At 61.4% G+C, this 13,171-nt stretch carries 9 protein-coding genes; 2 read left to right on the top strand and 7 right to left on the bottom strand.

The genetic code is table 11. The features are described from left to right. Positions 1-34: 34 nt before the first annotated feature. The 3 genes from nirD to ACN0XM_RS02160 form a co-directional block, all read right to left on the bottom strand. The gene (nirD, locus tag ACN0XM_RS02170; RefSeq protein WP_417565273.1) at positions 35-403 is read right to left on the bottom strand and encodes a nitrite reductase small subunit NirD; all 369 of its coding nucleotides are present in this window, start codon (positions 401-403) and stop codon (positions 35-37) included. Between the two features lie 69 nt (positions 404-472). After that, entirely contained in the window at positions 473-2,980 is a 2,508-nt protein-coding gene (gene nirB, locus ACN0XM_RS02165) for a nitrite reductase large subunit NirB (protein ID WP_417565272.1), read from the bottom strand. A gap of 46 nt (positions 2,981-3,026) precedes the next feature. Further along, positions 3,027-4,259, bottom strand: coding sequence for an NAD(P)/FAD-dependent oxidoreductase (locus ACN0XM_RS02160; RefSeq protein WP_417565271.1), 1,233 nt, complete (start codon positions 4,257-4,259; stop codon positions 3,027-3,029). Positions 4,260-4,648: 389 nt separating this feature from the next. Here ACN0XM_RS02160 and ACN0XM_RS02155 point away from each other — a divergent pair, with 389 nt between their 5' ends. After that, complete coding sequence (locus ACN0XM_RS02155) at positions 4,649-5,947, top strand: nitrate- and nitrite sensing domain-containing protein (RefSeq protein ID WP_417565270.1); 1,299 nt, start codon at positions 4,649-4,651, stop codon at positions 5,945-5,947. 10 nt (positions 5,948-5,957) lie between these two features. On the opposite strand, the gene ACN0XM_RS02150 is transcribed toward ACN0XM_RS02155, so the two are convergent. Genes ACN0XM_RS02150 through ACN0XM_RS02140 form a run of 3 tightly spaced genes read right to left on the bottom strand, consistent with a single transcriptional unit; the run spans position 5,958 to position 9,260 of the window. Further along, positions 5,958-6,824, bottom strand: coding sequence for an ABC transporter ATP-binding protein (locus tag ACN0XM_RS02150; RefSeq protein WP_417565269.1), 867 nt, complete (start codon positions 6,822-6,824; stop codon positions 5,958-5,960). A gap of 21 nt (positions 6,825-6,845) precedes the next feature. Continuing rightward, entirely contained in the window at positions 6,846-7,853 is a 1,008-nt protein-coding gene (locus ACN0XM_RS02145) for an ABC transporter permease (RefSeq protein WP_417565268.1), read from the bottom strand. Between the two features lie 24 nt (positions 7,854-7,877). Further along, entirely contained in the window at positions 7,878-9,260 is a 1,383-nt protein-coding gene (locus tag ACN0XM_RS02140) for a CmpA/NrtA family ABC transporter substrate-binding protein (RefSeq protein ID WP_417565267.1), read from the bottom strand. Between the two features lie 509 nt (positions 9,261-9,769). Here ACN0XM_RS02140 and ACN0XM_RS02135 point away from each other — a divergent pair. Next, complete coding sequence (locus ACN0XM_RS02135) at positions 9,770-12,418, top strand: molybdopterin-dependent oxidoreductase (protein ID WP_417565266.1); 2,649 nt, start codon at positions 9,770-9,772, stop codon at positions 12,416-12,418. On the opposite strand, the gene ACN0XM_RS02130 is transcribed toward ACN0XM_RS02135, so the two are convergent. Continuing rightward, positions 12,402-13,103 (bottom strand): hypothetical protein, encoded by a 702-nt coding sequence (locus ACN0XM_RS02130; protein ID WP_417565265.1) that lies wholly within the window; start codon positions 13,101-13,103, stop codon positions 12,402-12,404. The genes ACN0XM_RS02135 and ACN0XM_RS02130 overlap by 17 nt on opposite strands. Positions 13,104-13,171 lie beyond the last annotated feature (68 nt).

The raw sequence follows: 13,171 nt of genomic DNA, 5'->3' as shown, positions 1-13,171 counted from the left end.
TTGATCTTACCTCAGCTTTGCCGGCATGTTCAGTTTATGCCGCTATGGATTCCTGTTGTGTGACCGGGACCTCCAGACGGATCCTGTCGCCGTCCAGCAGAACCGGATAGGTTTTGACCCGCACGGAGTCATCCTCGAGGCAAGTGCCGGTGCGCAGACTGAAATGCTGCTTGTACAAGGGCGACGCCACCACCGGCTCACCCTTTAAATCCCCGGTAATCCCCCGGGCCAGCACATTGGCGCCGCTGAACGGGTCACTGTGGCTGATGGCAAACAACGCCGGCAGCCGGTGCGGCAAATAAAACACCGCCACCGGCCCGTCCTCGGTCCAGACGGCTATGCCGGATTCCGGTACTAAATCCTCGACGGTGCAGACGGCATCCCAACGTGTACGTGGTTTCATGGTATTTCTCCTAATCGTTCCGCGTTCATTTCAACTGTTTGTTGCCTGCTCTAACTCCAAACTCGCACGCTACGCCGATTCCAAAGCCGGCCGGCGCTGTCCCCGCTCAACGGTCCACTCCTGAACCGGATCGGTCTGCGACGGCGCATTCACAAACTCCCGGAAGCGCTTCCGCTTCTCTGGATCCTTCACCGCCGTCTTCCATTCGCACTGGTAAGTACCCACCAGACCCTCCATGTGTTGCTCCAGCTCCTCGCCAATCCCAAGTCTGTCCTCCAGCACCACTTGCTTCAGATACTCCAGGCCACCCTCGAGGTTTTCCATCCAGACACTGGTACGCTGCAGCCGGTCGGCGGTGCGCACATAGAACATCACCACTCGGTCAATGGTGCGGATCAGTTCTTCGTCAGACAGGTCAGTGGCAAACAAATCGGCGTGGCGGGGCCGCATCCCGCCGTTGCCGCAGACATACAGGTTCCAGCCGTTTTCCGTGGCAATCACACCAAAGTCCTTGCTCTGGGCCTCGGCGCATTCCCGGGTGCAGCCAGAGACCGCCATCTTCACCTTGTGTGGCGCCCGCAGGCCCTTGTAACGGTCCTCCAGGCGAATTGCCATGCCCACACTGTCCTGAACGCCGTAGCGGCACCAGGTGTTGCCGACGCAGGATTTCACGGTACGCAGGGATTTGCCGTAGGCGTGGCCGGTCTCGAACCCGGCGGTGATCAGTTTTTCCCAGATCTCCGGCAACTGGCTCAGGGTGGCGCCGAACAGGTCCACCCGCTGGCCGCCGGTGATCTTGGTGTACAGATCGTATTCCTTGGCTACCTCACCCAGCACAATCAGCTTGTCCGGGGTGATCTCGCCACCGGGGATACGCGGCACGATGGAATAAGTGCCGTTCTTCTGCATGTTGGCCATGAATGTGTCGTTGGTATCCTGCAGGGGCACGTGGTCGGTGGCCAGAATGTGTTCGTTCCAGCAGGTGGCCAGAATGGAGCCGACCGCCGGTTTGCAGATATCGCAGCCGTGGCCTTTGCCGTGCTGGCTGATCAGGGTGCGGAAGGTGCGAATGCCATTCACCTTCACCAGGTGGAAAAGCTCCTGGCGGCTGTACGGGAAGTGCTCGCAGAGGTCCTTGCTCACTTCCACGCCGCGTTTCTCAAGCTCGTTGTCGACCACGTTCTTCAACAGAGCGGTGCAGCCTCCGCAACCGGTGCTGGCTTTGGTTTCGGCCTTGACGCTGCCCAGGTCCGAGCAGCCGGCGTCGATGGCGCCACAGATATCGCCCTTGGTAACGTTGTGGCAGGAGCATATAGACGCGGTTTCCGGCAGGGCGTCCGGGCCCAGTGCCGGCGCGCCACCCTGGCTTTCCGGCAGAATCAGCGTTTCCGGGTTCTCGGGCAGGGTGATGCCGTTGAGGGCGTATTGCAGCAGGGTATCGTAGTGGCTGTTGTCACCCACCAGGATGGCGCCGAGCAGGGTCTTGCCGTCTTCACTGATCACCATGCGGCGGTAGTGGCCGGCCTGTTCGTCGTTAAAGCGGATGTTGCGAGCGCCGGGTGTCTGGGCATGGGCGTCGCCAATGGAGCCTACGTCGACGCCCAGCAGTTTCAGCTTGGTACTCATGTCAGCCCCGATGAACGCCGCTTCCTGGTCGCTGTTCAGCGATGCAGACAGAGTTCGTGCCATGGTATAGCCAGGGGCCACCAGGCCGAAAATCTTCTGCTCCCAGAGCGCACATTCGCCGATGGCATGGACATGCGGGTCCGAGGTAGTGCAGCGGTTATCGATGACAATGCCGCCACGTTCGCCAATTTCCAGGCCGCTGGCCCGGGCCAGGGCATCCTGGGGACGGATACCGGCGGAGAACACGATCAGGTCCGTCTCCAGGAACGACTCATCATTGAAGTTCATGCGCAGGCGAGCACCCTCACCTTCAACGATGGCCGTGGTCGCCTTTTCGGTATGCACCTGAACCCCGAGCTCTTCAATCTTGCTCCGCAACAGGGCGCCGCCGTCAGCGTCGAGCTGAACTGGCATCAGCCGGGGCGCAAATTCCACCACGTGGGCCGCCAGCCCCAGGCTCTTGAGGGCATTGGCCGCCTCCAGGCCCAGCAGGCCGCCACCAACAACCACACCGGTCCGGGCGCCTTTGGAACTGGCGCGAATGGCGTCCAGGTCGTCCAGGGTACGGTAGACCAGGCAGTGGGGACGGTCATTGCCGGTAATGGGCGGCACGAACGGATACGAGCCGGTGGCCAGAACCAGTTCATCATACTGGTAACTGCCTCTGGGCGTCGCCACAGTGCGGGCCTCGCGATCGATGCCGGTTACTTGCTCGTTCAGGTGCAACTGAATGCCCTGCCCGGTGTACCACTCCAGTGTTCCCATGGCCAGATCCGCATGGCTGGAACCGCCGAAATACTCCGACAGGTGAACCCGGTCGTAGGCCAGCTGTTTTTCCTCGCCGAAGACGATGACGTCATAATCAGCGGCCGCTGGGCTGACCGTGAATTGCTCGAGGAAATGGTGGCCAACCATTCCGTTGCCGATGACGATCAGGGTTTTCTTGCTCATGGGTCTGTCCTCTTTCCTGGCTGATGGCTCTCTGCGGGCTGAGGGCTCATGCCGCCGCCTCGCAGTAGTGCTTGCCGAAGGCAATGTGGTCCCGGTAACGGGAAATGTCGTCCTGCTGCTGGATGCGCTGGCTGTACCAGGGGCCGTCGCGGGTGTCGCCCAGCAGCACGGCACCGGTCAGCCGCTGGTTCTTGATCAGCAGCCGGCAATAGTGATGGTGTTCGTGGTCCTGCCAGATCACCGAGTCGGTGTCCGGGTCCGGGCTGACCTGCCCACAGGAAAAAATCGGGACACCGCTGATTTTCAGCCGTGTTGGTGTGTGCAGGGGCTGGAAGACCGCGTCGGAATCGCTGCCACTGAGCACCCGGGCCAGAACATCCGCCTGCTGGTAGCCCGGCTCAACCAGTCCGAAGGTGGCATCGCCAAGCTGGCAGCATTCCCCCAGGGCGGAAATCGCCGGGTCGCTGGTCCGCATCCGGCTATCCACCCGGATGCCCCGGTCGCAATCCAGACCCGCTTCCCGGGCAAGGCCGGTCGCCGGGGCGATTCCGGCAGCAATGACTACGAGATCGGTGCTGATCAGGGTTTCGTCATCCAGCTGTACCGCCCGAACCTGGTTACGGCCGAGCAGTGCCCGGGGCGAGGTGTCGGTACGGATGGTGAGGCCGCGGTCTTCCATATGCTGTTGCAGCAGTTGACCGCCGAGAGAATCCAGTTGCCGGTTCAGAAGATGGTGGCTGCGGTGCACCAGGGTGACCGCCATACCACGTTGGCGCAGGCCTTCGGCCGCTTCGAGGCCCAGAAATCCACCGCCGATAACCACTGCCCGTCGGTGGCGTCGGGCGATATCAATCATCGTTCGGGTGTCGTTCAGATCGCGGAAGGTCATCACCCCGTTCAGTTGCTCACCGGGCAGACCGGTGCTGGCGGGGCGGGAGCCGGTGGCCAGCACCAGGTGGGTGTAGGACTGAATCCGGCCGGTCACGGTGGTGACCGTGTGGTCCTCTCGGTTGATCGCCACCACGGGCTCGCCGTCACAGACTTCGATTCCGCAGCTCCGGAACCAATCACCGGGTTGTAGCGCCAGCGAGGCTTCATCGGTCTCACCGGCCAGCAAGGCGGACAGCTGAATCCGGTTGTAGGCAGGCGTGGTTTCGCCATTGAACACCACAATGCGGGTAAACGGGCGGGCCGCCTGGCGGCACAGGCTTTCCAGCAGGCGCTGGGAAACCATCCCGTGGCCGCAGATTACCAGTATCGATTCGGTCTGTGTCGTCATGACTTTCATGCCCTTCCGCTTCAGGTTTTGGCAAACAAAAAAAGCCGGAGCATCTATTCCCGAGGGAAGTCGATGGTCCGGCGCCAATGCCAACAACAATGATCTGATGGTCCGGCCAGATCCTTGGCCGGGACGTTCGTCCTTGCAAAGAGTAAAGCGATCTTCGTGCCAGTTTTTTAAGTTCTTTTAATTCAATTGGTTGAGGTTTTCAGGCTTGTCTTTGGCAGGGTTCTGGTCAGAAATCCTGCCCTGTGGCGGGGCGGTTTGCACGGGTTTGGGGCCCGCATGATGGCGCGGTAATTGCTCCGGCCTGTTCAGAGGCGATCTCCTGAGGAGGTCGGACCCGATGTTGATTGTTGCTATTGAGGCTGTTGCCTCCGGAGTTCCCCATGAACACAAAACGCGCCCCTACCCCCAAATCTCCCACTGCCGGGGACTACCTGATTGCCTCCAAGAGCTGCGAGCTGATGAACCTTCAGTATTTCCTGCAGATGGGCAAACTGGTCCAGTGTCTCAGTAACCTGGTGCATGCGCTCCAGTGCGAACGTGGTGCGTCCAACGTGTTTCTGGGTTCATCCGGCGACAAATTTGCCCGGGAGAGACAGGCACTGGTAACGGAGTCCGACCGCCTGCGGGGCGAATTCGAGCAGTCCCTCGCGGAGATCCATCAGGAACTGACCGCCCACCCCGTAAGCAGCCGGCTTCTGAATCAGCTGGCGAGCGCGCTTCATGGCCTGGAGGGATTGCCGGAGCTACGCCGCTGTGTCTCCGGGCAGAAAGTAACCGCTGCCTCAGCCACCGAGGACTACAGCGGCCTGATACATAACCTGATTGCCGTGGTCTTCGAGGCCGCCGATACCGCGGTTGATCCGACAATCGCCGGGCTCCTGGTGGCCATGGTGCACCTGATGAATGGCAAGGAATTCTGCGGCCAGGAACGAGCGGTGGGGTCCGCCGGTTTTTCCAGTGGTCAGTTCGATCGCGCACTGTCACAGCGCATGATGCACCTGATTGAGGCGCAGGAACGCTGTTTTGAGGTATTCACCAGCTTTGCGGACAGAGACTCACTGAAGCTATGGCAGACACTTCGGGGCCACGCCCGGGAAGCCGGCATCGAAAAGCTGCGGCAGCTTGGTACGTCGTCCGTCGGCCGATACAAATCCCTGGACCCATCGCTGGCGGACCGGTGGTTCACCGTGATGTCCGAGCGCATGGACGAACTGAAGCAAGTGGAGGATTCCGTGGAAGGCTGCTTCCATGCCCGCTGCATTGAACGTTTCGCCGACGCCCGCAATTCCCTGGCCCACCAGGAGACCCTGATCGCCTCGCTGGATGCTCCGGAGCCGTCATCCCATCCCATGCTGGTGCTCTGTGACTCCGGCAACGAAAGGAAGGCGGGCGAAACCTGGGCCAGCGACGGTGTAGGCCAGCAGTTTGGCCGCTCCATATTCGACCTGGTTCAGGAGCAGACCTGTCGACTGCAACAGATGACCGATGAACTGCGCAGTGCCCGGGACGCTCTGGAAGACCGTAAAACCCAGGAAAAGGCGGTTCTGCTGTTGATGGATCACCGCAAGATCAGCAATGACGAAGCCCACCGGGTGTTGCGCAAACTGGCGATGGACCAGGGCAAAAAACTTCCCGAGGTGGCCCGGGCCCTGGTCTCGATGGCAGATCTTCTGAAATGACCCTGCTGGTTCAGGCTCTGACGGCCCGGGCGGTGGTTGTCTTCTTTTCAGACGCATCGGGCTCGCCCGCGCGACGGGGCGCGATATGTTCCAGCTTGCGCTGTTTCTCATACAGGAAGCGCAACACCTCCTGCCGGTAATGCACATAATCCGGGTTATCCGCCAGAGTGACCCGGTTCCGTGGGCGGGGCAGGTCGATGTGCAGGTCCTCCCCAACGGTGGCCTCCGGCCCGTTGGTCATCATGATGATCCGGTCAGACAGCAGCACCGCTTCGTCCACATCGTGGGTGATCATGATCACTGTGTTGCTTAGTTCCTGCTGGATCTCCATCAATGAATCCTGCAGATGGGCCCGCGTTAGCGCATCCAGGGCGCCGAACGGCTCGTCCATCAGAAGCACACTGGGCTTCATGGCCAGGGCCCGGGCAATCCCCACCCGCTGCGCCATGCCGCCGGATACCTCGCCCGGTCGCTTGTCGGCGGCGTGGGCCATATTCACCAGCTCGAGATTGTGGTGAATCCAGTCACGGCGTTCCTGCCGGCTCATGGATTTGCGAAACACCTGTTGCACCGCCAGTTCCACATTCTCGTACACCGTCAGCCAGGGCATCAGGGCATGGTTCTGAAACACCACCGCCCGCTCCGGCCCCGGCGAATTCACCTCGTGACCATCCAACACACAGCCGCCCTTGGTGGCCTGAAGCAACCCCGCCACAATGTTCAGAACCGTGGATTTGCCACAACCGGAATGGCCAATAAGCGAAACAAACTCGCCCTTCCGGATTTTCAGGTTAATGTTGTCCAGGGCCACGAACGGCCCCTTGGCGGTATCAAACGCCATCTCGACGCCCGTCAGTTCCAAATGTGTTTTACTCATGGCAATCTCCCATCCAGACAATTATTCGTTCCAGGCAACCTTGCGTTGAATCACAAGCATTACCCGGTCCAGCACAAACCCGATAAAACCGATGGCCAGCACCGCCACCATGATCCGGCTCAGGGACTCACTGCTGCCATTCTGGAATTCATCCCACACGAATTTGCCCAGCCCGGGGCTTTGGGCCAGCATTTCGGCGGCGATCAGCACCATCCAGGCGATCCCCAGTGACACCCGCAACCCGGTGAAAATCATCGGCACCGACGAAGGCAGCACCACCTTGCGGACGTGGGTCCAGAACGACAGCCGCAACACCCGGGACACATTCAGCAGATCGGGATTGACCGCCGCTACACCAACACTGGTATTGATCAACGTGGGCCACAGGCTGCACAAGGTGACCGTGATCATGGAGGTCAGGAACGACTTCTCGAACATCGGGTCGTCGCTTACGTAGGTGGCGGACACCACCATAGTGACCAGCGGCAGCCAGGCCAGTGGCGACACCGGCTTGAAGATCTGGATCAACGGGTTGATCGCGGCCTGGAAGTGCCGGTTCAGGCCCACCAGAATGCCCAGCGGAACCGCGATCAACGTTGCCAGCACAAAGCCGGCAAGAACCGTGAACAGACTGGTCACGACCTGGTCAGGGAAGGTGGGCGCGCCGGGGTAGTCCCGAATCTTCACCTCTGCATCCGGGGTTTCCGCCAGAATTCGGGCATTGCGCTCCTCCTGCATGGTGACGAACTGGTCCGCCCGCTCTCGCTGATTGACGTGCTCCTGCCAGAGCTGGCCGGATTGCTCCCAGACCTGGGCCGGGCCGGGAAAGCTGCCCAGGGACGTATCAACCTGGGGCGCCGCGAGGTGCCAGAAGCCAATAAATACCAGGATGCCCAGCAGTGGCAATAGCAGCTGCCGACCAGAGGTCGCCAGCTGGTCTGGCGCCAGCGCATCCCCCAGGGCCCGCAGTTGCCGGGCCAACCAGCGCGTTGGCTGGCCGTTTGGGTTGGCCGAAGTGATCGTTGTCATGAAAAAACCTCCTTGCAGATCCGGTTACGGGGTCTGCGTGCCTTTCAGACCGATGTCGAAACTGTCGATATAGGCATTGGGTGTTCGGGGAGTGAAGGCCACACCGTCAATCAGCTCGCCCTGATGCGGACGCTGGAAATTCTCGGCGCCGAAATCCGGAAAATCCGAAGCCTTCAAGGTGCCGTCCGCGATCAGTGACTGCGCTGCCTGCTCAAAGATGTCGGCGCGGTAGACCCGGGCGGCGGTTTCCATGTACCAATCGTCTGGTTTGGCCTCGGGAATCTGGCCCCACCGACGCATCTGGCTGAGGTACCAGATGGCATCAGACGGGTACGGGTAGGTGGCGTGGTAACGGAAGAAGACGTTGAAATCCGGTACCTCACGGACATCGCCTTTCTCGTACTCGAAAGTGCCGGTCATGGAGTTGGCGATAACTGCGTCGTCGGCGCCGACGTAGGTGGAGCGAGCCAGGATCTCGACCGCTTCCGCGCGGTTGGCGTTGTCGTTCTCGTCCAGCCAGTGGGCGGCGCGGATCAGGGCCCGCAGCAGGCGCAGGTGGGTATTGGGGTAGTCTTCAGCCCACTGCCGCGTTACGCCGAACACCTTCTCCGGGTTGTTGGGCCAGATCTCATGGTCGGTGATCACCGGCACGCCGATCTCCATGAATACGGCCTGCTGGTTCCAGGGCTCACCCACGCAATAGCCCTGTATGGTGCCGGCTTCCATGGTGGCGGGCATCTGTGGCGGCGGTGTGACCGACAGATGCACGTCAGCGTCCAGGGTGCCGCTGGTGTCGCCGCGTTGCGGGGCATAATATCCGGGGTTCAGACCACCGGCTGCAAGCCAGTACCGAAGCTCATAGTTGTGAGTAGAGACAGGGAATACCATGCCCATGCGGAACCGTTCACCCCGGGCCCGGGACGCCTCCACCACCGGTTTCAGGGCGCTGGCGCTGATCGGGTGGAGCGGATTTCCGTCGGCGTTTTCCGGAATGTGCTGGCTCATGATCTCCCAGACATCGTTGGAGACGGTAATGCCGTTGCCGTTCAGGTCCATGCTGAAGGCGGTAATAATGTCGGCCCGGGTGCCGTAGCCAATGGAGGCGCCGAGGGGTTGGCCGGCCAGCATGTGGGCACCGTCCAGTTCGCCAGTGATCACCCGGTCCAGCAGCACTTTCCAGTTCGCCTGTGCCTCCAATTCCACAAACAGGCCTTCGTCCATAAAGAAGCCCTGCTCCCAGGCAATGGCCAGGGGTGCCATGTCCGTCAGTTTGATAAAGCCGAGCTTGAGGTCCGGTTTTTCGGCCGGCCCGATCCCGGCCTGGGCGAGCATACTGCCCGCCCAGAAGGTGGACAGTACCACCAGTCGGGTGAGCCATTGGGCAGTTCGTTTGCTGAGCGTTTGCATCGGTGTACCTCATTCTGTTTGGCCCAGACAAAAAAAACGCCTGATTCCCGTTGCCGGGAAGCAGGCGCCTGTGCCTGGGGATCGATTTTCTACGGAGTCGTAAACGCGCGTTTCTCTGCTTACTGATCCTGCACACCCTATGCCACTTATAAAAAATACGATAAAACAATTAGATAGCCTTTATCATTGAAGATTTCCGGGATAAGGGAGGGGCATTGAGTCAGGTTTTAGTGCGCAATGATGCGGTTTTGCACCAAATTGATACCACGACCGACGGCCGGGATGGTAATGGACAGCATGTGGTGTGCCTCAGGTCAGTCCAGGGCCTCTGTTCCGGCGCAGTTCCGGCAATACCGGGCTAACGGCAGTTGGGCTGGCCCTGTTATTGCAGTAGTTTGTGAAACGTTTAACGACAACCACATTCCATAGGCAATGAAGCCCGCCCCTGATCGCCCCCGAGGCCATCCGGATGGCGGGCTTTTTTTGTTTCTGACCCGAGAGGATTCGCTGTGATCGCTACTGACAACACACAGGCGACAGTTCGAACGACCTGCCCCTACTGTGGCGTGGGTTGTGGTGTGAAAGCCACGGCATCCGCCACCCGGGGCGATGAGGCTCATCCCGCGAACCTGGGGCGCCTGTGCGTCAAGGGCTCTGCTCTGCATGAGACCCTGGTGGATGGTGGGCGGCTTCTGAAACCGATCGTCAACGGTCAGGAACGCAACTGGCGGCAGGCGATTGGAGCGGTTGCCGGAGCCATCCAGGAATCGGTAGATCGCCATGGGTCCGGTTCGGTGGCGTTCTACCTTTCCGGGCAGTTGCTGACCGAGGATTACTATGTTGCCAACAAACTCGCCAAGGGCTTCATTCGGACGCCTCACGTCGACACCAATTCCCGGCTGTGTATGTCCTCGGCTGTCGCTGCTCATAAAAGGGCGTTCGGTGCCGATCTGGTCCCCGGTTGCTATGAGGATCTGGAGCTGGCGAATCTATTGGTTCTGGCCGGCAGCAATGCGGCCTGGGCCCATCCGGTGCTGTACCAGAGAATGCAGGCCTCGGCCCGGCCCGGTCGGCGGGTAGTGGTGATTGACCCCAGGAAAACCGCCACCAGCGACCTGGCCGATCTGCATCTGGCGTTACGGCCAGGCAGCGACACCCTGCTGTTTAATGGTTTGCTGCGCTGGCTGGCGGACAACGACGGTATTGACCAGAACTATGTGGCCGAGCACTGCAGTGGTTTGGGCCGGGCGCTGGCTGCGGCACAGGTCGAGGCGCCGGATCTTGAGGCGGTGGCCCGGGGCTGTGACCTGCCGATCGGCGATGTGGCTACCTTCTACCAATGGTTCGCCCAGGAGCAGCGGACAGTGACGGCGTTCTCCCAGGGCATTAATCAGTCTTCCGCCGGCACCGACAAGGGCAACGCGATCATCAACTGCCACCTGGCTACCGGGCGGATAGGGAAGCCCGGCGCCGGCCCGTTTTCCCTGACTGGCCAGCCCAATGCCATGGGTGGTCGGGAAGTGGGTGGTCTCGCCAACACTCTGGCCGCGCACATGGATTATGACACCCCGGGCGCCCGGGACCGGGTGGCACGTTTCTGGGATTCGGGGGGGGTGGCAGACGGGCCGGGCATGAAAGCGGTAGACCTGTTTGATGCCGTCGAACGGGGTGAAATCAAGGTGCTTTGGATCATGGCGACCAATCCGGCAGTGAGCCTGCCGGAAACCGGTCGGATCCGTGAGGCCCTGGCCCGATGCCCGATTGTGATCGTCTCCGACTGCGCCCGCACTACGGATACCGCTCGCTACGCCGATATCCTGCTGCCGGCGGCAGGTTGGGGCGAGAAGGATGGCACCGTCACCAACTCCGAGCGTTGCATTTCCCGCCAGCGGCGGTTTCTGCCCCTCGCAGGCGAAGCCCGGCCGGATTGGTGGATCATCAGCGAAGTGGCCAGGGCCCTTGGGCACGGCGCGGGGTTCGGTTATGACGGCCCGGCGGACATCTTTCGGGAGCATGCCCGGCTGTCGGGCTTCGAAAACAACGGTCAACGCGTCTTCAACATTTCCGGGCTGGCCAGCCTCAGCGACGATCAGTACGACGCCCTTGAGCCCCAACAGTGGCCAGTGACAGAGCTGGCGGCTCGCGATTCCCGGCGACTGTTCACCGATGGCCATTTCGCCACCGACGACGGTCGGGCCCAGTTGATTCCGATTGCTTCCCGATCGCCGGCACGGCCGCCGACCGGTGATTTCCCGATGATAGTGAACACCGGGCGAATTCGCGATCAGTGGCACACCATGACCCGTACCGGTTGCTCTGCCCGCTTGCTTGCTCACCGTTCGGAGCCGTTCATCGATGTTCACCCTGAGGATATCCGGTCCCTGGCCCTGAAGTCCGGCGCCCTGGCCATGCTGAAAAGCGCCCACGGGCGATTCGTCGGTCGGGTCCGGCCGGCACAGGAACAGCGCCGGGGTGAGGTGTTCGTGCCCATACACTGGAATGACCAGTTTACCGGACAGGGCCTGGCTACGTCTTTGATCGGCAGCGTGGTAGACCCGGTCTCTGGCCAGCCCGAGGCCAAACTCGGACGCGCCGCCCTGGCCCACTGGCCGGCTCGTTGGTACGCCCGTTTGCTGGTTCGCCGGGACCGGCCGAAACGCTGGCAGGCAGACTACTGGGCGCGCCAGCTATTGCCGGATTGCGAAAGCTGGACCCTGGCGGGACGCTCGTTTGTGGATTGGCCTGCGTCGATCCAGGACTGGCTCGGTGGTCAGCCACAACTGGTGATGGAAGACGCCCGGGAAGGCCGGTTCCGGGCGGCCCGGTTGCGCAATGGTCAACTGGAAGCGGTGTTGATGGTGGATCGGAATCCGGGGTCTCTGCCCGCCACCGACTGGCTGGCAAGTTGTTTCCGCCAGCCGGAGCTCGATGAGTCGACCCGGCGCGGCCTGCTGGCGGCAAAGGCAGTGGATGGGGATGACGCCGGCAACCTGGTTTGCAGTTGTTTTCAGGTTGGTGACCGGCAAATACAGCGGGCGATTGAGCGCGGCGCAGGGAGTGTGGCGGCCCTGGGCGAGGAGTTGCAGTGCGGCACCAACTGCGGTTCCTGTCTGCCAGAGATCCGGGGCCTGCTGGTGTCTGCTACCGAGACGGTGTAAGGCGGTTCAGCATCTGCACCGGCACGCGGTAGCGCACACCTCTTGAGTGGCCGATGCCATCCACAGTACAGGTCTTGCGGTTGACCCGGATGATCTGGCCCTCGAGTTCCCGCTGGCCGGCACCGAAACGTACAGTATCCCCTACCTGCCACCGGGCCAGCTGTTGCCGGGTATCGACCGGCTCAAAACACGCGTCCGGCAACGCCAGCCCCTTTTGCCGTGCCTGGTCTGCAAGTGCGTCACGGGTGGCGTCTGCCGCGCCGCTCTGGTGTAACTCGTCCAGAATTTTGTAGAAGTGCCGGTTGTGCACGGACCCCCGGAACCGCTGCCCGGCACTGTGCTGGAGCAGGTGGGCGAACTCGTGGCAGCAGGTGTGAGCCAGCAGGTTCAGGGTGCTAAGCTCTCCACCAAAGTAACCACGCCGCTGAATTTCCCGCCCCGACAGCCAGCCACTGGCGGATTCCCGCTGGTGCTTGGCAGCAATCATGCGGACGCCGTAGGTGATCTGGTGCTGCTTGTCGCGGGGATCGAAGCGATGATAGGTGGCCTGACCCGAACCCACGCGGCAATGCAGGGAACTGCCAGGGCTTCGCGCCCGGACCCACTGCTCGGCGGGCTGCCAGAGAGAGTCCCGGGTCACGAAACACATCAGTTCGCCAAGTTGAAAGATTTCGTTGTCATCCATTGATCGCACAGTGAAAGGCAAGCCTGATGAGATGATACCCGTTGCCAGGGCTGGGGTAAAAACCAAAA

Origin of the sequence: Marinobacter sp., assembly GCF_048269445.1 — a bacterium.
Classification (GTDB): Bacteria; Pseudomonadota; Gammaproteobacteria; order Pseudomonadales; family Oleiphilaceae; genus Marinobacter.
Note: the sequence above shows the minus strand (reverse complement) of the source record. Positions and strands in the feature narration are given on the sequence as shown.